Origin of the sequence: Candidatus Caldatribacterium saccharofermentans (assembly GCF_050267035.1) — a bacterium.
GTDB lineage: Bacteria > Atribacterota > Atribacteria > Atribacterales > Caldatribacteriaceae > Caldatribacterium > Caldatribacterium saccharofermentans.
Genome location: NZ_CP187957.1, coordinates 1,171,408 through 1,189,489, shown reverse-complemented (window position 1 = coordinate 1,189,489; position 18,082 = coordinate 1,171,408). Strand labels below are relative to the sequence as shown.

Below are 18,082 nucleotides of genomic sequence, written 5' to 3'. Positions count from 1 at the left end.
CAGAAGAAAGGAGCGAAAAGACGGCCTCGTGGTGACAGGGGAAAAGAGCGGAAAGGCAAGCTCGCAGGGACAAAGAAAAAGGCGGCCTCGAAGGGACAGGAGTGCCTCTGGTCTTCCGCAGCAAAGGCCAAAGCCCCGGACAGTCCTACTCCACAAGCACCAGGCCGTAGTAGTTGGCCCGGCAGGACCTTGCGCGGACAACCTCAATCGGAAAGCCGAATTTCCGCACCGTGGCGTACACGTCGATACCGCAGGCCTCCATAGAGGGTCGGGCAAGTTCCGGATGACGGCATGGGTATTCCCGGGGACATGGGTCGCAGAGCTCACAGGGTCCGGAGGGCATGGCAAAAGCCCTGTAGTATCCGGAAAGGAAAAGCTCCCGCTCAAGGTCGGCGCAGACTCTGCGGAGATTCTGCCAGCTTTCGGGCTGCCAGAGAAGAACCGCCCGGGTGTAAGAGTCGAGGATTTCCCGTGTCCTCTGGGGGTCGGGACTGTAGGGCGGGCAGGTAAGGCACATTCCATACCCGTCGCATCCGTACTGACACTTCAGGCGAACCCACTCTCCGGTGACGACCTCACGAGGGTCAATGAGCCTGAAATCCCGGACTTTTTCCGAAAGAAACAACGCAAGGTACTCTTCAAGTGCTTCCCGGGACATCGTCTCTCCCCCGTTTCAAGAGAAGAAGACTTAAGAATACCCCCAAAAGACTTGTGCATCCTGACACAAGGAAGCTCACCGTGTGCCCCCCTGTGATATCCCGGCTCAGGCCCCCAAGGAGGGGACCGATGATGCCCCCCACGCCCCAGGCGGTGAAGAGGATACCGTAGTTCACCCCGAGGTTTTTGAGGCCGAAGAAATCCGCACAGACCGCAGGGAAGATGGCGAGCATCCCCCCAAAGGTAAACCCCACGAGGCTTTTCCCCACAAGAAGGAGTGCGGGATGGGTGAGCTGCTCAAAGACAAAGAAGACGATGGTTTGAATCAGGAAGGCAAGGCTCAGCGCTCTCCCCCGTCCCAGGTAGTCTGAAACTGTCCCCCAGCTCATGCGGCCAAGGAAATTCGCCACCGCATAGAGGGCAACGGGAACAAAGCCGTATTCAAGCCCGGCAATCTCTTCGGCAATACGTGGCATCTGGCCGATGACAAGGAGTCCGGCGAACGTACCAAGAAGGAAGAGCACCCAGAGGAGCGCGAAAGCCCTGGTTCTTACCATTTCTTTCGGGGTGAAGTCTTTTGCAGCTTTCAGAGCCACGTGCTTTTTCCCAAAAGGCAGCACCACAGGGGTCCAGGATGCCGGGGGATTGGCGATGAGAAAGGACAGGGCAAAAATCACCCCGGCGAAGAGGCAGCCGAAAATGAGAAAGGCACGGGAAAGCCCGTAGCGTGCGATGATGGCGTGGGCAAGAGGCGCAATGTACACCGGGGCGATGCCGTAGCCGCTGACCACGATTCCTGAAATGAACCCCCGGTGCTGGGGGTGGAACCACTTGATGGCTGCCGGCGTCGGCGCAGCATACCCAAAGCCCATGGCAAGGCCAAAGAGGACACCGAAAAAGAGTGCAAGGCCAGGAACCGTAAGGGTGACGGAAGCCCCCAGGAACCCCACTCCTGCAAGGAGCGCCGAAAACCACAGGGCCGTGCGGGGCCCTTTTCTATCCTGGAGCCGTCCGGCAGGGACCATGGAAAGGGCAAAGATAAGGGAGGCGAGCATATAGGGAATCTGCGTCTGTGTCGCACTCCAGCCGAATTCTTTGGCAAGCGTTGCGGCGATAACACCCCAGGCATAGAGAAACCCCAGGGTGAGGTTGACGCCAAGTCCAGCGAAAACAACCGCCCAGGCGCGTTGCATCATGCGCATCCTCCCTTCCTGGCAAAACGCTCAAGAAGGAACACTGCTCCGATTCCTCCTCCCGCAAGAAGAGCGTTGAGGGGGAAGGCGGTGAGGTAACTCCCCGTGAGATCCCGAAGCACCCCCGAGACAAAGGTCCCCACGATGGCTCCTGCACCGTATGCAGTGAACACCATCCCGTAGTTCTGGGCGTACGTTGCCCTCCCGAAAAGAGCATACGTCGTTGCCGGTGCCATGGCAAGCCATGCACCGAGGTTCATCCAGAGGACCGCAAAGGCGAAAGCATAGGTCACCGCATGGGGATAGGCAAAGAAAAGGAGTGATGCAACGATGATGGAGAGATACGAGAGGAGCGCCCCCGTTTTGAATCCTTTCCGGTCCACAAGGTACCCAAAAAGGGGCCGCCCGGCACCGTTGAAGATGGCAAAGAGGGAGACGCTCAGCGCGGCTTTCTCATACGAAAGTCCCACAACCTCCTGTGCCACCGGCCCTGTGATGCTGATTGTCGAGAGGCCCACAAAGGTCCCAAAGAAAAAGCTCACCCACAGGGCCCAGAACTTCCCCTGCCGGATGAGGTTGGTGCGGGGTGGAGGAGTGTTCTGGGTGGACGTTTCCCGGCTTTCAGCAAAGCGGAGGAGAAGCGCAATCGGAACGGTCACAAAGAGAAACGCAACCCCAAGAGACCGTAGAGCAGCAAGAGGCCCTGCGGCTTCCACAAGCCGCCGGGCTATGGGAGCGGTGACGAGGGGAGAAAGACCGAAACCGACGACGGTAGCCCCCAGGGCAATACCGGGGGTTTCGGGGAACCAGCTTACCGAAACCGCTAAGGGCACTCCGTAGGCAATACCCACCCCGATGCCGCAGAGAACACCGTAGAAGGCTAAAAGACCAAGGTACGAGCGGGAGAATCCAGCACCAATCCAGCCAAGGCTCATCACTACGCTCCCAAGAAGGGCGACAAACCTTGGGGAGTACTTCCCGAGGAGTTTCCCCCCAACGGGCATGAAAAGCGCGTAGAAAAAGAGCGCAAGCATGTACGGAAGACCACTCAGGGTTGCCCCAACCCTAAAGGTCGCTTCAAGGGGCTTTCGGAAAACGCTGTAAGAGTACACGGTGCCAAGGCAAAGGAGCAGGAGCATGCCCAGGACGATGTACCCGATGCGCTTCATCCCCGTCCCCTCCAGAACGCTTCGAGGTTGAGGTCAAGCGCTTTCCCCCGGAAGGCCTTTTGCAGGGCCTCTTCCCAGGAGCGTTCTGTGCCTACCGGAAACACCCGGCTCAGCACCCCAAGGAGGACGGAGTTCGTTACCCGGATGTCCCCAAGCTCGAGGGCGATGTCCGTTGCGGGGACAGCAAGGACCGCGAATCCTGCGCCTTCAAGGGTCTCAGGGATGTGCTTCGGGTACCGGGATGGGTCGAATCCTGGAGGGCACATGGTGAGGCGGTTCAGGATGACGGTTCCGCCCTGCTTGAGGTATGGAAGGTACCGCAGGGCCTCGAGTTCCTCAAAGGCGACCATGAAGTCGGCTTCGCCCCGGAAAAGCAGGGGTGAGAACACCTCTTCCCCGTACCGCAGGTGGGTCACCACGCTTCCTCCCCGCTGGGCCATGCCGTGGACTTCCGACTGGCGCACGGAGAGCCCTTCCTGAACAACAAGATGGGCAATGACTTCACTGGCCTTGAGAATGCCCATACCTCCAACGCCGCAAAGGACCATGCTCCCTTTCATCCTTTCTCCTCCTCAATCGCCGCAAAAGGACAGAGTTCTCGACACAGTCCACAGGCGTTGCAGCGCTCGGGGACGATGACCACCGTTTTTTCGTTCCTCGCCAGGGCAGGGCATCCAGCGCTCAGACAGACGAAGCATCCCCGGCAGCGGTCTTCCCGAACACGGAAGCGGCGCACGGTACCTCTGGATTTTTTGAGCTGGCACGGACCCTGGATGAGGAAAAATGCCGGCTCGGAAAGCTTTCGAGCCTTTTCGAGGGCTTCCCGGATTTTTTTGGGTTCATAGGCACCGATGGTCTCCACAAAGGGAACACCCACTGCCCGGGCAAGTTGCGCAAGGTCCAGGCGGTGCGTTTCCTCGCCCATGAGGGTCCTTCCCGTTGCTGGATGGTCCTGTCCCCCGGTCATTGCCGTTGTGCCGTTGTCAAGGACAAGGACCACGATGGGGGTTTTATTGTACACGACGTCAATGAGGGGTGGGATACCGGCGTGGACGAAGGTGGAATCGCCAAGCGCGGCAACCACAAGAAGCTCAGGGTGGGCGAGCTTGATCCCTTCGGCGATGGAAATGGAAGCCCCCATGCAGAGGCAGGTGTCCATGGCAGAAAGCGGTGGGAGCGTCGAGAGGGTGTAACACCCGATATCCCCGCACACCACGGCTTTCAGGTCATGCAGGACTTTGAAAACCCCCCGGTGGGGGCAGCCGGCGCAGAGCGTCGGCGGACGAGGGATGAGGAAGTGGCTCAGGTCCACAGAGTCACGTTTTTTCTCGGGGAAGAGGCACCCGATGAGGACATCGGGAGTGATCTCCCCAATCCCGGGGAAGACCTCCCGGCCCTTGACCGGTATCCCCATGGCTTTGATTTCCCGCTCCCAGACAGGATCAAGCTCCTCAAGGACGAGGAGTTCTGCAACCTCGGAGGCGAACTCCCGGATTTTCCTCCTGGGAAGAGGGAAGCTTACCCCGAGCTTCAGGACCGAGACCTCGGGAGCAACCTCCCGGAGGTACTCGTAGAGCACACCTCCGGTGATGATGCCCATTTTCCGGTCCCGGAGTTCTATCCGGTTGAGGGGCGTCTCCTCCACCCATTGCTCCAGAGCCTTCAGGCGCTCCTCAAGAACTTTTCGCCGTTCCCGGGCAAAAGCGGGAATCATGACGAATTTCTCCGCTCGCTTTTCATACCTCCTTGTGGGGACGCTCTCCCGTTCCCCTTCTTCGACCACGCCACGGCTGTGGGACACCCGGGTGGTGGAACGGACAAGTACCGGGGTGTCGAACATCTCGGAGATGGTGAAGGCAAGACGCACGAATTCCCTGGCCTCGGCAGGATTCGCCGGCTCAAGGCAGGGGACTTTGGCGAAGAAGGCGTAGTTTCTCGTGTCCTGCTCATTTTGAGAAGAGTGCATTCCCGGGTCATCAGCGACAATGGCCACAAAGCCGGCGTTCACTCCGGTGTAGGCCAGAGTCATCAGGGCATCGCTTGCCACGTTGAGTCCCACGTGTTTCATGGTGGCCAGGGCCCTCTTGCCCCCTATGGCTGCTCCAGCAGCCACCTCAAAGGCCACTTTCTCATTGGGGCACCAGCGGGAGTGGACTTCGCGGTAGCGGCTCAGGAACTCGAGAATCTCTGTGCTTGGGGTTCCAGGATAGCCTGCGGCAACCTCAACACCGCCCTCATAGGCTCCCCGGGCAAAGGCTTCATTGCCTAACATGACCCTCCGGGGGGAAGATTGCTTCTCCAAGGGACTGTCACTCCTTGCGGTGTTTTCTTAGGATTGTACGGGGAAAGGCGCAAGAAGTCAAATCCGGAGAACCCCGGCAGGTACAGGAAGCATCAACCGAAAGTTCAGCCTTCGCGAAGTATCCCCAGGGTGTAAACTCTCCTGAGGACCCTGCGACTCCTTGCAAGGACAAAGAAGAGAGATTGCTGCGAGGTCGTCGTTTCGTCTGCGAAGCAGTCTCTACTCCTGGGGGTCATTGCGAACCTCGTTTTTTCGTTTGGTGAAGCAATCTCAACCACCGGATTGCTTCGGGGCTTCGCCCCTCACAATGACTAAAGAAGAAGGGCTCGGAATGACCGGTCAAAAGAGTCACTGCGAGGTCGTCGTTTCGCCTCCGAAGCAGTCTCTCCTTTCCTCACCTCATGGAAATACGAGACCGCTTCGTCGCTTCGCTCCTCGCGGTGACAAAGTATGGGTGTCACTGCGAGGTCGTCGTTTCGCTTCCGAAGCAGTCTCAGAGATTCCTCGCCACTTTGCGGTCTGGAAGGACAAAAAGAAAGACCTGAGAGACGGGGAGGAACAGAAGCACCCAGGATACTGCACCAGAGGATGCTGCGCAACACACCGGGTGGTAGAATAGAACCAAACCACAGGCCAACAGGTGGACCGGGTGAAGGAGGTGAAAAGGCCATGCCGACGGCTCTCGAGCTGACCCGGGAGGGGTGGAAACCCTATCTTGACGCTGCCCGGAAACGTCCGTCCCCACCGGCACGAGAACCTGCAAAGCACAGCGAGCGAGTACGTCTTGTGGCCCGTGTCCGTGAAGCCGCCAGGATTTTGAAGTCCCGTTTTGGCGCCCGGCGGGTGGTGCTCTTTGGCTCACTGGCGCACGAGGCATGGTTCATGCCCGACTCTGATGTGGACATTGCCGTAGAAGGCCTGGCAGGTGATGAGTACTGGCAGGCCTGGAAAGCGGTGGAAGAGATCATTGGGGATCGCCCGGTGGACCTGATCGAAATCGAGCGGGCCGGGGAGCCGTTGCGTCGGGCCATTGAGCGCTACGGAGTGGAGCTATGAATATCCGTTACCTGGCACTGGCGGAGCGAATCCGCGGTGAAATCCCAGAACTCGAACGCGTAGCCCAGAAAGCCCTGGCAGCCTGGACCAAAGCACAGAAGACGCCCGAGGAGAGCGCCTACCTGGATTCAGTGGCGCTGAACCTGCACGGCTTCTACTCGGGGTTAGAGCGCCTGTTTGAGCTTGTTGCCAGACACATCGATGGGGTTATGCCGGATGAAAAGACCTGGCATCGGGATTTACTCAGAAGAATGGCGAAGGACATAGCCGGTGTACGGCCTGCTGTGATCAGTGAAGGTACCGCTTCAGCGCTGGACACATTCCGGCGGTTTCGCCATCTCGTACGGAATGTCTACGCCACGAGTCTTGTCCCGGAAAGGATGGCCGGGTTGATGTCGGTTCTCCCGGATCTGTGGTCCACGTTGCGTGAGGAACTGCTGGCCTTTGCCGACTTCCTTGAAGCGCTGGCTCAGGCTACGGAAGAAGCAGGCAAGCCCCCGGATGAAAATGCGTGACTCTCTCCGGAGCTTTCCGGGATTCCTCGTCGGTACCTCACTCGTTCTTTTCCTCCGTCATTTGCAAGCTCGTTTTTTTTCGCCTGCGAAGCAATCTCAGAGATTCCTCGCCGCTACGCGGCTCGGAAGGACAGGAGAAAGGAGGCGGAGCAGTCTCGTTTCCTGTGGTCCTGAGACCGCTTCGTCGCTTCGCTCCTCGCGGTGACAAAAAGAGCCCTCGCAGCGACAAAAGAGGAACCCTCGCAGTGACCCTCTGCCGTGTCACTGCGAGCTCGTAGTCTCGCCTGCGAAGCAATCTCAGGGACTCTTCAGGGTACTTCACCCGCAACGGCAGAGAAACGCCCGTCGGATTGCTTCGGGCCTTCGGCCCTCGCAATGTTCTGTGTTCAGAGTCAAGTCCCCTAGAAGGCAAAGCTCCTTTTCCGTTCTAAGTAATGGGGGTCATAGGGAATCCCACTCCTCAGGATGGCGAAGATCTGCCGCAGGAGCTTGTTGGCTACGGCAATCAGGGCTACCTTCTTGGGTTTTCCCCGGGCAATCAGGCGTTCATAGAGCACCCTGCACTGCTCATTGAACCGGGAAGCACTGAGGGCCGCAAGGAAAAGGAGCTTCCGCAGGAAGGGATTCCCCCTTTTACTCAGCCAGGCTCGTTCCTTCCTCTTCCCGGATTGGTCTATCTGGGGGGCAAGACCAAGGAAACTTGCAAGCTCCTTGCCATTCCTGAATCTGGTGAGGGGCGAGAGGATGCCCAAAATGGCACAGGCCAGCCTCTTCCCTACCCCAGGGATGCTCAGAAGGAGCCTGTACTCTCTTGGGGCATACTGGAGGGCCAGGTCTTCGGCTTCCTTCTCCAGGGCCTGGAGGGTCTCTTCGACACGCTGGAGTTCCTGCTCATAGTACTGACAGACTTTAGGTTGGGGGAAGGGGTGGTGCTTCAGGGTTTCCAGGTGGTTGAGGATTTCGGTCCTCCTTTTCTGGTAGTCATCGATGGCTTTGAGGACCTGTCGCAGGTGGTAGGCCTTCTCCTCCTGGGGATGGAAGGGGGAGGGGGAGGCGAAGAACCCGAACTGGGCCAGGATCCTGGAGTCAGCTGGGTCAGTCTTGGTCCGGCGCAGGCGCATCTCCGCATACTTCCTCACCACAAAGGGATTCACCACGCTCACCCGGTGTCCTCCCTGGACCAGAAATAGGGCCAGCTTCAGGGAGTAGACCCCAGTGGCCTCCATGACGAAGAGGACCTCCGCAGCATCCTGGGGGAGATGGGGAGTCACCCTCTTCAGGAAGGTCTCTGGATGAGCAGGGGTAAGACCCTGGAAAAGGTATGCTCTGCCATCGAAGACACTCACCGCATAACTCTCCTTCCCCACATCGATGCCCACGACCACCTTGTTCCCCATGGTTCCGTTCCTCCTTTTCTTCTTTTCTTCTCTTCTCCTTTCCTCTCTCAGGCTCTCATCGTGCACCATGCAGGCTCTTCCGCCTCATATTCTGTCAAGCCTTGGGAGAGGGGAAGGTGGGGGACAGCATTGCGAACGGTCTTCACCGACCAAGACAATTGGGCGTCCTTATCCCACCTTCTCTTCTTCCTTCTTCATAATACATCGAATAAATGGTTTACCAGGAATTTAATATACGATGACCAGCGAAAAGAGTCACTGCGAGCCTCGTTGTTTCACCTGGCGAAGCAGTCTCCTCTCTCACCCTGTGGGAGTACGGGACTGCTTCGCTCCGCTCGCAGTGACACACAAAGGTAATCACTGCGAGGTCGTCGTTTCGTTTCCGAAGCAGTCTCGCCTTTTTCAGCTTCTTCGGTGTTCACGCGAACCAGGACTATGAGGTTGCTTCGTCACTTCGTTCCTCGCAACGGCGGGAAATACGTCCGCCGACTTTCGCCTCGCTCCTCGCAGTGACAGAGAAAGAATTCCTTGCCCTTCGTGGCCTGGAAAAGAATAAAGGATGAAGCAATCCCAGGTGAGATAGCCCTGAATCCACTACAGCTCCTGGCAACGACACAAGAACATGGGCGATACAAACTGTGGTATCATGGTGGGTGATAAGCATACCGGAGGCACGGGGCGATGCTGAGGCTCTTTACGGTTGAGGAGAGAAGGGCCCTGCTTGAAGAGGAGCTCTCGCGAATAGTCACAGTCCTCATCGAAAAGTACCAGCCCGAAAAAATCATCCTCTTTGGTTCTCTTGCTGAAGGGCGCATCCACGAGTGGAGCGACATCGACCTTTTCATCGTCAAGGAAACAGACAAAAGGCCCATTGATCGGGTTCTTGAAGTTGCACGAATCGTGCAACCCAGGGTGGGGATTGACCTTTTCGTCTACACTCCTTCTGAGGTCAAGGCACTGCTTGAAGAGAACGTCTCCTTTGTTCGCGACATTTTGCAAACGGGAAAGGTGCTCTATGAAAAGGGAAACCCGGGAATGGCTGAACATTGCCGAAGAAGAACTCCGGTCCGGTGAATACCTCTTTGAGCGAGGGTTTTATCGGATGGTCTGCTACCATGCCCAGCAGGCGGTGGAAAAAGCTCTGAAAGCCCTGCTGGTGGAGAAAGAGGTCCCTCCACCCCGGACGCATAACATTCTCGACCTGTGCATCGCCCTGCAGGAGCTGGAGAGCGCCCCTCCTCTTTCTGAGGAAGAGTCGGTCTTTCTCACCAGCGTCTACCGGGCAAGATACCCCGCAGGACTGGGGGTACTTCCCTCTGGAGAACCCTCAAGAGGTGATGCAGAAAAGGCTCTGCAGTGTGCAAGCAAAGTCTGGCATTGGATTCAGGAGACCCTTGGACCTTTGCCTCCCGATTCTGGAAGGTCCTGAAGAACGGTTTCAGACCCTCCGCAAAAGGTCGGTGAAAGGTGTTACTGTAACCCTGTCTTTTGTTTGACCGGGCAATCTCCAGGTGCTTCTGCAAAGCCGCCATTTCGCCTCCGGCATGTTATCTTAAGCCTCGCCCATTTACTCCTTTCTCCTGTCACTACGAGGTCGTATTCTTTTCCCGAAGCAGTCTCATCCCTCAGGTGGTCATTGCAAGCCTCGCCCTTTCGCCTGGCCCTCAGAGGTCACTGCGAGCCTCGTATTTTCGCCCTTTTCCTGTGTCACTGCGAGGTCGCCGTATCGTTTGCGAAGCAGTCTCTCCTCAGAGATTCCTCGCCGCTTCGCGGCTCGGAAGGACTAAAGAAGAAGAGCTCGGAATGTTCTGTGTTCAAAGTCAAGTCCCCTGGAAGGCAAGACTCCTTTTCCGTTCTAAGTAATGGGGATCATAGGGAATCCCACTCCTCAGGATGGCGAAGATCTGCCGCAGGAGCTTGTTGGCTACGGCAATCAGGGCCACCTTCTTGGGTTTTCCCCGGGCAATCAGGCGTTCATAGAGCACCCTGCACTGCTCATTGAACCGGGAAGCACTGAGGGCCGCAAGGAAAAGGAGCTTCCGCAGGAAGGGATTCCCCCTTTTACTCAGCCAGGCCCGTTCCTTCCTCTTCCCGGATTGGTCTATCTGGGGAGCAAGACCCAGAAAGCTTGCGAGTTCCTTGCTCCTTGCAAAGCGGGTGAGGGGCGAGAGGATGCCCAAAATGGCACAGGCCAGCCTCTTCCCTACCCCAGGGATGCTCAGAAGGAGCCTGTACTCTCTTGGGGCATACTGGAGGGCCAGGTCTTCGGCTTCCTTCTCTAAGGTCCTCAGGGTCTCTTCGATTCTCTGGAGTTCCTCCTCGTAGAGCTTTTGGAGCCTGGGGTGGGGGAAGGGATGGTGATGGAGGGCCTCCAGGTGGTTGAGGATCTCGGTCCTCCTTTTCTGGTAGTCCTCGATGGTCTTCTGGATCTCCTCAAGGAGGTAGGCTTTCTTGTCCCTGGGGACGAAGGGTGGAGGGGAGGCGAAGAAGCCGAACTGGGCCAGGATCCTGGCATCCACAGGGTCAGTCTTGGCTCTTTTCTGGAGCATCTCGGCGTACTTCTTCACCACGAAGGGGTTGACCACGCTCACCGGGTAACCTCGCTCTTTGAGGAAGAGGGCGAGCTTCAGGTGGTAGACCCCTGTGGCCTCCATGACGAAGAGGACGCTGCTCATCTTCCCAGGGAGGTACGGGGTGATTCGCCGCAGAAGCTCCTCGGGAGAGGAAGGGACGGAGAAGTCCCGGAAGCGCTCCCCGTCAAAGAGGCTCACCGCACACCGCTCCTTCCCCACATCAATGCCCACCACGAGTTTCCTCTTCACCAGTACTCTCCTCCTTTCTCTTCGTCTTCCTGTATCCTCCCTCTCTCAGGCTCTCATCGTGCACCATGCAGGCTCTCTGGCCTCATATTCTGTCAAGCCTTGGGAGAGGGGAAGGTGGGGGACAGCATTCCGAGCGGTCTTCACCGACCATGACAGTTGGGCGTCCTTATCCCACCTTCTCTTCTTCCTTCTTCATAATACATCGAATAAATGGTTTACCAGGAATTTAATATACGATGACCGATGAGGAGTGTCCCTGCGAGCCTCATTTTTCGCCTTTTGAGCGGTCATTGCGAGCTCGTCTTTTCGTTTGCGAAGCAATCTCGCCTCTCAGGGGTCACTGCGAGCTCGTCGTTTCGTCTGCGAAGCAGTCTCAACTGTCAGGAGTCATTGCGAACCTCGTTTTTTCGTTGAGCGAAGCAATCCCGTGGGACTGCTTCGCTTCGCTCGCAGTGACACACAAAGGTAGTCACTGCGAGGTCGTCGTTTCGTCTCCGAAGCAGTCTCAAAAGCATCAAAAGCACTCCGAAAATACCGGATTGCTTCGGGCCTTCGGCCCTCGCAATGACCAGCGAAAAGAGTCACTGCGAGGTCGTTGTTTCGCCTGGCGAAGCAGTCTCAACTGTCAGCGGTCATTGCGAGCTCGTTTTTTCGTCTACGAAGCAATCTCCTCTCTCACCCTGTGGGAGTACGGGACTGCTTCGCTCCGCTCGCAGTGACACACAAAGGTAATCACTGCGAGGTCGCCTTTTCGTTTCCGAAGCAGTCTCGCCTTTTTCAGCTTCTTCGGTGTTCACGCGAACCAGAACTATGAGGTTGCTTCGTCACTTCGTTCCTCGCAACGGCGGGAAATACGTCCGCCGACTTTTGCTTTGTCGCTTCGCTCCTCGCAGTGACAGAGAAAGGATTGGCTCGGAAGGGCAGAAGAAGCGGCTTCGGGATGGCTGAAGAAAGAGCTTCGCAATGGCTGAAGAAGAAGGGGTGAAGCAGCCTCTGCCGGGAACTCCCGCAAAGGAAAAACAAAGCACCCCGCGCAGACAAAAAGGGCCCCTCGTCACCCGTAGCCCAGAGGACAAGAACAAGGAGCAGAGAGACTTTTCCCGGCAAAGCCCCGAAAGGACTTGTGCGATCCCCCAGGACCTGGTATGGTAAGCAAGGAAAAACCCTTCGGGGGGAATCAGGGAGGGCTTCTGTATGGTTCTGGCCATTGTTGTGGGTATCATCGTCATCGTCCTGGTGTACCTCATTGCCCTCTACAACCGCCTCATCACCTTCCGCAACCGTGTGGACAACGCCTGGGCTCAGGTTGAGGTGCAGCTCAAGCGACGGTACGACCTCATCCCGAATCTCGTCGAAACCGTGAAGGGATACGCCGCCCACGAGCGGGAGGTTTTCGAAGCCGTCGCCCGGGCCCGTCAGGCGGCCATCACCGCCCAGGGACCACAGGAAAAGGGGAGAGCCGAGAACACCCTCACCCAGGCTCTGCGCCAGCTCTTCGCCGTGGCCGAGGCCTACCCGGTACTCCGGGCCAGCGAAAACTTCCAGAGTCTCCAGGGGGAACTCGCCGAAACCGAAAACAAAATCGCCTACGCCCGCCAGTTCTACAACGAAACCGTGTACCGGTACAACACCACCATCGAGAAGTTCCCTGCGCTCCTTTTCGCCCGCGCCTTTGGTTTCACAAAGCGAGATTACTTCGAGGCTGAGGAGGAGGCACGGCAAAGGGTAAGGGTAGAGTTCTGACCATTCCCGTCCTGCGTTCTCGGAAAATCCAGCTTACCCAGCCTCTTCTTGTGGAATTGCGACTCTTCACCCCAACAGGGACCTGTCCTCTCCCGCTATCTCACAGGCACCCCTTCCGTCTTCATGCTTTGCAAAAGTCACGACCCCAGACTCTCTCCGGGTGACGAAAGGACACCGGGCGAAAAGACCGGCAGTGTCCCTCTTCGGCCAAAAGAACCTTAGATTCTTTTAAAGGGAAGCCGGAAGCTCGTCTCTTTATCGGAGAGCCGGTCCTTCACCTTTATTTCGAGAACGTACTCCCCGGGGTCAATGGTGAAGTCAAAGGAAAGCGACAGGAAGAACTCAAATACGGGGTTCTGGATGAGATACCGGAAGTTCTCCCAGGGGTCCTCGCCTCCGAGGTAATTGCCGTCCTTATCGTACACCGCATAGCTCACGGTGAGGAAAACGTGGTAGATATCGCCTTCTTTGAGGATGGTGTAGTTTTTGGGCTCAGCGTAGACGTACATGGTCTCGCCGGCAACGAAAGTACTGGAGATGCGCTTGCGGTACACGCCAAAGCTTTCAGGCTCCCCCTCCACAAAGCAGTACACCGGGCAGACCATGGGAGCCCTGTTCCAGAGGGCAAGCCGCACGTCCTCAAGAATGCTCTGGGCCTCGGCAATTTTCCCCGCCTCAATGAGCGAAGCAGCCTCCTCAAGGAGCTTCGCTTCGTCCTGGGCAAAGGCCAAAGCCGCAAAAAAGAGGCTGAGGGTGAACACAACAAAAAAGATTCGCTTCATCGCTTCTTCCCCCCTTTGCATTTCTTTCATTATACCACCCGCTCTGCTACAATATGAACGCCATGAAGGAGAAAACCCTGGTTATCCGGCGGGCGCGACAGGAAGACCTCTCCGCCATAACGGAGATTTACAACGAGGCAGTACTCACCACCATTTCCACGTTCCATCTCTATCCCAGGTCGCTCGAGGAACAGATTCGATGGTTTGAAAGCCACAACGAACGGTATCCACTGCTTGTCGCCGAAGAAGGGGGGCTTGTGGTTGCCTGGGCGTGCCTGAGCCCGTATTCTGACCGGGAAGGTTACCAGTACACGGTGACCGACTCCATATACGTGCGTCGGGAGTTCCGCCGGCAGCACATCGGGTACGAGCTTTTGAGCTACCTCATTGAAGAAGCCAGGCGTCTCTCCTACCACTCTATCGTAGCCGTTATTGCCAGTGAAAATATTGCAAGCATCCGGCTCCACGAGAAACTCGGCTTTGTGCTCCGGGGGATTTTGAAAGAGGCGGGGTTCAAGTTCGGCAGGTGGATGGACGTATGCTTTTACCAAAAAATGCTCTCTGCATCGGAATCATCCTGAGTCTTTTGTTCTCCCTAGCCTGGGCGGGGGAGCGCATAGCCATCCAGGGCTCAACCACTGTTTTGCCTCTTGTTCAGATCCTGGCGGAAAAGTACATGGAAAAGCACCCTGAAGTGGACATCAGCGTGAGTGGTGGCGGCTCAGGCGTGGGCATTACGGCACTCCTTGATGGCATCACGGACATCGCCATGTCTTCTCGAGAAGCTAAGGAGAAGGAGGTCGCGGAAGCCCGTGCCCGGGGTAAGGACCTCATTCCGGTGGTCATCGCTTATGATGCTATCGCCGTCATTGTTCACCCGGAGAACCCCATCGATACCCTTTCCCTTGAGAACCTTCGGCGAATCTACACCGGGGATATCAGAAGCTGGAAGGACCTTGGGGGGCCTCCGGTGCCTGTTGTCCCCATCTCCCGGGAGTTTGCCTCGGGCACCTTTGAGGTCTTCAACAGGGTCATCCTCCGGGGCGAAGAACTCACCCCCTCGGCGCTCATGCTCGTCTCAAACCTCACCATTCTCCAGGAAGTTTCCTCTTCTCCAGGATGCATCGGGTACGTGGGCCTTGGATACGTCCGGGAGAAGGTAAAGGTTGTGGCCCTTGAGGGCGTGCTCCCTACGAAAGAGAGCGTTCGCCTGGGGAAATACCCCCTCTCCCGGCCTCTTTACCTCTACCTTGCCCGCCCTCCTGAGGGAAGCGTCGGGGATTTCATTGCCTTTGCGCTGAGTGAGGAAGGGCAATACATCGTGGCTGAAGAAGGTTTCATCCCCGTGAGAGCGGAAGAAAACAGGGACTTTCTGGTTGTAGAAGGTGGTGATGCCCATGAAAAACCGGGAAATCCTTGAAAAGAAGTTTTCCCGCAAAGAGGTGAAGAGCCGGCCAGGGCCGGGGGGAAGAACCATCCTCTATGTGGAGACGGCTTCGGTCATTCGTCGCCTCAACGAGGCCTTTGACGGAGACTGGTCCTTCGAAGTCAAGGAGAAGCACATTGACCTGGAGAATGGATACGTGTGGGTTCTGGGGCGACTGAGCTGCGGGGGTGTGGTGAAGGAGCAGTTCGGCTCCAAGGCCATCGCCTATAACCCCGATGGGTCCTTCGTGGACCTTGGGGATGACCTGAAGGCCGCAGCCTCCGACGCCTTGAAAAAGTGCGCCACCCTCCTTGGTGTGGGACTGTACCTCTACGAGGGCGAGGAGGAGGAGACGGTTGAGGCCTTTCGCCCTGCCACCGAACGACAGAAGAGTTTCATCCGGGACCTTCTGAAGAGCCAGGGGAAATCAGTGGATGAGGCTCTCCTTGCCCGCCTTTCGGCAGAAGAAGCCTCAAGGCTCATCGACAAACTCCGCGAGGAGACTACAAGGAAATAAAGGGGGATGACCATGCAGCTTTGGGGGAAGGTTGTTTTGGGAGTCGTGGGTATTCTGCTTTTGCTTTTTGCCGTGGGCGTGGGGGTGTTCTTCTTCAACGTCGTGTCCCTCCTTGCCCTCCAGGAGTGGATGGTGAACTTCTACACCCTCCTCCACATGAATCTCCTCACCAGGGCCCTGAGCGTTGTGGGGATTGTGCTCCTTGTGGCAGGGGCTGTGGCGCTTCTGCGCTTTCTCCTCCCCAGGGGCGGGAGATTCCTCACCTACCGGACTGAAGAGGGGGAAATTCGGGTTTCTTTTGACTCCCTGGAAGCCCTTGCCCGGGAGGCCCTCCGGGGTTTCCAGGAAATCGTCTCCGTGACTCCCCGGGTGGAAAAGATGGGAAGGGAAGCCTGCATGGTTTTACATCTTGTGGTGCGAACCGACGCCGCTATTCCTGAGCTTTCAAACCTCGTGCAGACCAAGGTCCGGGAACGGATTGAGCGCCAGACCGGGATCGTCCTCAAGAACGTGCGGCTTCTCGTGGACCTAAAGGCCCAGGAGACGGTCTAACACCCGGAGGACACCAAAACCCCGGAGGTAGAAGAGGAGAACGACAAGGCCAAGGGTCAGGAGGGTTGTGGACTCCTTCTCCCACAGGACTTTTGGAGCAAAGGTCCCCTTCCGTTTCGGATAGGGCAAAAGACGGGGGACAAAACGGGGGACCGACGCAGCGTACTCCCTGTAGGCTGCACCGAACTTCTCCTCGAGGAACGCCTCTTCGGCCCTGATGATGGACCCGTAAAGGAGCACGAAACTTCCAAGAAATAGCGGCAAAGCCCAGAGGATTCCCGAAAGGAGCGCTACCCCACAGCCAATGATGCCGTTAGCAAGGTAGAGAGGATTCCGCAGGTACGCATAAGGGCCGGAAGTGACAAGCTCTTCAACTTCTTCCATGGGGCCACGGTAGGTCTTGATGTACCCTGAAGCCCAGAGGCGCAAAAGCTCACCTCCAAGGATGCAGGACACGCCGGGCCAAAAAAGCAACGCCTGAGGGTGGGCAAAGAGGAAGACCACCGCTCCCATCACTCCCCAGATGGTCCCCCGGTGGGGGAAAAGCACCTTCCCTATTTTTCCCTTTCGAGGATGCGCCAGAGCTCGTCCTGAGGGCACTCGAGAATCTCCTCTCTCTGGCCATTTCGGCGAAGGAGCACACGGCTATTCCCGGTCACCTGCCCGATGACTCCCGCAGGAATACCCGCCTCATGCAGTGCGGCAAGGAGGGGTTGGGGTTTTGGGGTGAAAATGAGTAACGTCCCGCTTGAGATGAGGCGGAGGGGGTCAAGGCCGAAATGGCGGGCAAGCCGCTCGGTTTCGGGAAACACGAAAACCTTCGACTCGTCGATGACAAACCCAAGATTCCTCGCAGCACAGACTTCCCAGACGGCCCCCAGAACCCCACCCTCAGTGGCATCGTGCAGACAGTGAGGAGAAAAGGCCAGGGCAACCCGTCCTTCAGGGAGGACACTGACCTTCTTGAGGAAATCCTGAGCCTTTCTGAGCTCTTCCTCTGAGAACACCCCACGGAGCTCTTCTGCCCTCTCCAGGGCGAGAATCCCCGTTCCCTCAATTCCTGCCCCCTTGGTCATCACGATGAAATCCCCTGGAGAAACCCTGGTCACATCAGGAGGGCTGGAAGAGGCGATTTTCCCAACCCCGGTGCAGTGGATGACCGGACGCAAAACGGCATCGGTGATCTCGGTGTGTCCTCCAAGAATGGCAAAGCCCAGGGAAGAGGCCGCAGCATCAAGCTCTCTCATGGTGTCCTCAATTGCTGAGGCGTTGGTTTCCGGCGGGAAGAGAAGGCTCACAAGGAGCGCCACCGGTTCTGCCCCGGAGGCAATGAGGTCGTTAGCCACAAGGTGCGGGGCCAGAGCTCCTGCGTGCTTTGCCGTCCCCGTTACGGGATCGCAGGTAAGGGAAAGCAAAAGCCCCGAGAAATGGAGCACCCCGCAGTCCCGGCCAAGATGGGCCCCAAAGAGGACTTCCTCGCGTTTTCTCCCCTGGAAAGGGAACACCAGCCTCTCAAGCTCACGAGGTGAGAGCTTCCCAAGCTGCATGGGTTTCGCCGTGTCCTCCCACACAGATTCTCCCCCGCATCCGTGCTCCGTCCTCGATGTACAGAGTCTCCGTATGGATTTCTCCCTCCACATGCCCTGAGGGCGCAAGATAGAGCATGTCGCTCCGGAACACTCCCCGACAATACCCCTCGATGTAGAGGCAGCGGGATGCAACCTCCACCGTGGCCTTAGAAGTTGCCGCAAAGACCACTACAGGACAGCGGATGCTCCCCCTGACCTCCCCCTCAACCCGGATGAGCGATGCGCTCTCCACTTCCCCATCAAAAAAGACCCCCTGCGGGAAGAAGACGTCCACGGGATACCGGGCAAAAACAGGGTCGAACTTCCGCCAGAGCTTCCCCAAAAGGGTGTTCTTCCATTGAACCAGGGTCGCCAGAACGGAC

The 18,082-nt window shown here is 57.4% G+C and carries 20 protein-coding genes; 9 read left to right on the top strand and 11 right to left on the bottom strand.

Features of this window, described 5'->3' with window-relative positions:
- Positions 1–145: 145 nt before the first annotated feature.
- From ACPT9Q_RS06035 to iorA, 5 genes are read right to left on the bottom strand one after another with little or no spacing between them, the layout of a single operon-like run.
- Positions 146–658 (bottom strand): DUF2284 domain-containing protein, encoded by a 513-nt coding sequence (locus ACPT9Q_RS06035; RefSeq protein WP_427365228.1) that lies wholly within the window; start codon positions 656–658, stop codon positions 146–148.
- Positions 639–1,859, bottom strand: coding sequence for an L-lactate MFS transporter (locus ACPT9Q_RS06030; protein ID WP_427365227.1), 1,221 nt, complete (start codon positions 1,857–1,859; stop codon positions 639–641). The genes ACPT9Q_RS06035 and ACPT9Q_RS06030 overlap by 20 nt, the downstream gene beginning before the upstream one ends.
- Entirely contained in the window at positions 1,850–3,019 is a 1,170-nt protein-coding gene (locus ACPT9Q_RS06025) for an OFA family MFS transporter (protein WP_427365226.1), read from the bottom strand. The genes ACPT9Q_RS06030 and ACPT9Q_RS06025 overlap by 10 nt, the downstream gene beginning before the upstream one ends.
- Positions 3,016–3,579, bottom strand: a complete 564-nt coding sequence (locus ACPT9Q_RS06020; RefSeq protein ID WP_427365225.1) for an indolepyruvate oxidoreductase subunit beta — start codon at positions 3,577–3,579, stop codon at positions 3,016–3,018. The genes ACPT9Q_RS06025 and ACPT9Q_RS06020 overlap by 4 nt, the downstream gene beginning before the upstream one ends.
- The gene (gene iorA, locus ACPT9Q_RS06015; RefSeq protein WP_427365224.1) at positions 3,576–5,291 is read right to left on the bottom strand and encodes an indolepyruvate ferredoxin oxidoreductase subunit alpha; all 1,716 of its coding nucleotides are present in this window, start codon (positions 5,289–5,291) and stop codon (positions 3,576–3,578) included. The genes ACPT9Q_RS06020 and iorA overlap by 4 nt, the downstream gene beginning before the upstream one ends.
- A 699-nt stretch (positions 5,292–5,990) precedes the next feature.
- Between iorA and ACPT9Q_RS06010 the strand changes: the two genes are divergently transcribed.
- Complete coding sequence (locus tag ACPT9Q_RS06010) at positions 5,991–6,377, top strand: nucleotidyltransferase domain-containing protein (RefSeq protein ID WP_017874148.1); 387 nt, start codon at positions 5,991–5,993, stop codon at positions 6,375–6,377.
- Entirely contained in the window at positions 6,374–6,892 is a 519-nt protein-coding gene (locus ACPT9Q_RS06005; protein ID WP_427365223.1) for an antitoxin, read from the top strand. Before ACPT9Q_RS06010 ends, ACPT9Q_RS06005 begins: the two co-directional genes overlap by 4 nt.
- A gap of 401 nt (positions 6,893–7,293) precedes the next feature.
- Here the strand turns inward: ACPT9Q_RS06005 and ACPT9Q_RS06000 are convergent, their stop codons facing one another.
- Positions 7,294–8,289 carry an IS110 family transposase gene (locus ACPT9Q_RS06000; RefSeq protein ID WP_427365222.1) on the bottom strand — a complete coding sequence of 332 codons (996 nt, stop codon included), beginning with the start codon at positions 8,287–8,289 and terminating at the stop codon, positions 7,294–7,296.
- Between the two features lie 681 nt (positions 8,290–8,970).
- Between ACPT9Q_RS06000 and ACPT9Q_RS05995 the strand changes: the two genes are divergently transcribed.
- Both ACPT9Q_RS05995 and ACPT9Q_RS05990 read left to right on the top strand, forming a co-directional pair.
- Positions 8,971–9,363: a nucleotidyltransferase domain-containing protein gene (locus ACPT9Q_RS05995; RefSeq protein ID WP_427365221.1), complete on the top strand. Its 393-nt coding sequence runs from the start codon at positions 8,971–8,973 to the stop codon at positions 9,361–9,363.
- A complete protein-coding gene (locus ACPT9Q_RS05990) occupies positions 9,305–9,718 on the top strand; it encodes a HEPN domain-containing protein (protein ID WP_427365220.1) in 414 nt (137 codons plus the stop codon). Before ACPT9Q_RS05995 ends, ACPT9Q_RS05990 begins: the two co-directional genes overlap by 59 nt.
- A 391-nt stretch (positions 9,719–10,109) precedes the next feature.
- Here ACPT9Q_RS05990 and ACPT9Q_RS05985 read toward each other — a convergent pair whose 3' ends face one another.
- Positions 10,110–11,111, bottom strand: a complete 1,002-nt coding sequence (locus tag ACPT9Q_RS05985; protein WP_427365219.1) for an IS110 family transposase — start codon at positions 11,109–11,111, stop codon at positions 10,110–10,112.
- Positions 11,112–12,305: 1,194 nt separating this feature from the next.
- On the opposite strand from ACPT9Q_RS05985, the gene ACPT9Q_RS05980 reads away from it, so the two are divergent.
- A complete protein-coding gene (locus ACPT9Q_RS05980) occupies positions 12,306–12,854 on the top strand; it encodes a LemA family protein (RefSeq protein ID WP_017874344.1) in 549 nt (182 codons plus the stop codon).
- Between the two features lie 218 nt (positions 12,855–13,072).
- On the opposite strand, the gene ACPT9Q_RS05975 is transcribed toward ACPT9Q_RS05980, so the two are convergent.
- A complete protein-coding gene (locus ACPT9Q_RS05975; RefSeq protein ID WP_427365218.1) occupies positions 13,073–13,636 on the bottom strand; it encodes a hypothetical protein in 564 nt (187 codons plus the stop codon).
- Positions 13,637–13,698: 62 nt separating this feature from the next.
- On the opposite strand from ACPT9Q_RS05975, the gene ACPT9Q_RS05970 reads away from it, so the two are divergent.
- The 4 genes from ACPT9Q_RS05970 to amaP are packed head-to-tail and all read left to right on the top strand — an operon-like array spanning position 13,699 to position 16,131.
- Positions 13,699–14,217, top strand: a complete 519-nt coding sequence (locus ACPT9Q_RS05970) for an N-acetyltransferase family protein (protein ID WP_427365217.1) — start codon at positions 13,699–13,701, stop codon at positions 14,215–14,217.
- Positions 14,175–15,056 (top strand): phosphate ABC transporter substrate-binding protein, encoded by an 882-nt coding sequence (locus ACPT9Q_RS05965; RefSeq protein WP_427365216.1) that lies wholly within the window; start codon positions 14,175–14,177, stop codon positions 15,054–15,056. Before ACPT9Q_RS05970 ends, ACPT9Q_RS05965 begins: the two co-directional genes overlap by 43 nt.
- Complete coding sequence (locus ACPT9Q_RS05960; protein ID WP_427365215.1) at positions 15,028–15,579, top strand: Rad52/Rad22 family DNA repair protein; 552 nt, start codon at positions 15,028–15,030, stop codon at positions 15,577–15,579. Before ACPT9Q_RS05965 ends, ACPT9Q_RS05960 begins: the two co-directional genes overlap by 29 nt.
- Before the next feature lie 6 nt (positions 15,580–15,585).
- Complete coding sequence (amaP, locus tag ACPT9Q_RS05955; protein ID WP_427365214.1) at positions 15,586–16,131, top strand: alkaline shock response membrane anchor protein AmaP; 546 nt, start codon at positions 15,586–15,588, stop codon at positions 16,129–16,131.
- Here the strand turns inward: amaP and ACPT9Q_RS05950 are convergent.
- From ACPT9Q_RS05950 to ACPT9Q_RS05940, 3 genes are read right to left on the bottom strand one after another with little or no spacing between them, the layout of a single operon-like run.
- Entirely contained in the window at positions 16,108–16,731 is a 624-nt protein-coding gene (locus tag ACPT9Q_RS05950; protein ID WP_427365213.1) for a methyltransferase family protein, read from the bottom strand. The genes amaP and ACPT9Q_RS05950 overlap by 24 nt on opposite strands.
- A complete protein-coding gene (locus ACPT9Q_RS05945) occupies positions 16,686–17,702 on the bottom strand; it encodes an AIR synthase family protein (RefSeq protein WP_427365212.1) in 1,017 nt (338 codons plus the stop codon). The genes ACPT9Q_RS05950 and ACPT9Q_RS05945 overlap by 46 nt, the downstream gene beginning before the upstream one ends.
- A complete protein-coding gene (locus tag ACPT9Q_RS05940) occupies positions 17,650–18,042 on the bottom strand; it encodes a bactofilin family protein (protein ID WP_427365211.1) in 393 nt (130 codons plus the stop codon). Before ACPT9Q_RS05940 ends, ACPT9Q_RS05945 begins: the two co-directional genes overlap by 53 nt.
- Positions 18,043–18,082: the final 40 nt, after the last annotated feature.

What these genes read in the sequence shown, in the direction of transcription:
- ACPT9Q_RS06010 (WP_017874148.1), top strand. Translation starts at nt 5,991, where the DNA reads ATGCCGACGGCTCTCGAGCTGACCCGGGAGGGGTGGAAACCCTATCTT.
- ACPT9Q_RS05965 (WP_427365216.1), top strand. Translation starts at nt 14,175, where the DNA reads ATGCTTTTACCAAAAAATGCTCTCTGCATCGGAATCATCCTGAGTCTT.
- ACPT9Q_RS06020 (WP_427365225.1), bottom strand. Translation starts at nt 3,579, where the DNA reads ATGAAAGGGAGCATGGTCCTTTGCGGCGTTGGAGGTATGGGCATTCTC.
- iorA (WP_427365224.1), bottom strand. Translation starts at nt 5,291, where the DNA reads ATGTTAGGCAATGAAGCCTTTGCCCGGGGAGCCTATGAGGGCGGTGTT.
- ACPT9Q_RS05960 (WP_427365215.1), top strand. Translation starts at nt 15,028, where the DNA reads ATGCCCATGAAAAACCGGGAAATCCTTGAAAAGAAGTTTTCCCGCAAA.
- ACPT9Q_RS05975 (WP_427365218.1), bottom strand. Translation starts at nt 13,636, where the DNA reads ATGAAGCGAATCTTTTTTGTTGTGTTCACCCTCAGCCTCTTTTTTGCG.
- ACPT9Q_RS06005 (WP_427365223.1), top strand. Translation starts at nt 6,374, where the DNA reads ATGAATATCCGTTACCTGGCACTGGCGGAGCGAATCCGCGGTGAAATC.
- ACPT9Q_RS06025 (WP_427365226.1), bottom strand. Translation starts at nt 3,019, where the DNA reads ATGAAGCGCATCGGGTACATCGTCCTGGGCATGCTCCTGCTCCTTTGC.
- ACPT9Q_RS05990 (WP_427365220.1), top strand. Translation starts at nt 9,305, where the DNA reads ATGAAAAGGGAAACCCGGGAATGGCTGAACATTGCCGAAGAAGAACTC.
- ACPT9Q_RS06000 (WP_427365222.1), bottom strand. Translation starts at nt 8,289, where the DNA reads ATGGGGAACAAGGTGGTCGTGGGCATCGATGTGGGGAAGGAGAGTTAT.
- ACPT9Q_RS05970 (WP_427365217.1), top strand. Translation starts at nt 13,699, where the DNA reads ATGAAGGAGAAAACCCTGGTTATCCGGCGGGCGCGACAGGAAGACCTC.
- amaP (WP_427365214.1), top strand. Translation starts at nt 15,586, where the DNA reads ATGACCATGCAGCTTTGGGGGAAGGTTGTTTTGGGAGTCGTGGGTATT.
- ACPT9Q_RS05980 (WP_017874344.1), top strand. Translation starts at nt 12,306, where the DNA reads ATGGTTCTGGCCATTGTTGTGGGTATCATCGTCATCGTCCTGGTGTAC.
- ACPT9Q_RS06030 (WP_427365227.1), bottom strand. Translation starts at nt 1,859, where the DNA reads ATGCGCATGATGCAACGCGCCTGGGCGGTTGTTTTCGCTGGACTTGGC.
- ACPT9Q_RS06035 (WP_427365228.1), bottom strand. Translation starts at nt 658, where the DNA reads ATGTCCCGGGAAGCACTTGAAGAGTACCTTGCGTTGTTTCTTTCGGAA.
- ACPT9Q_RS05995 (WP_427365221.1), top strand. Translation starts at nt 8,971, where the DNA reads ATGCTGAGGCTCTTTACGGTTGAGGAGAGAAGGGCCCTGCTTGAAGAG.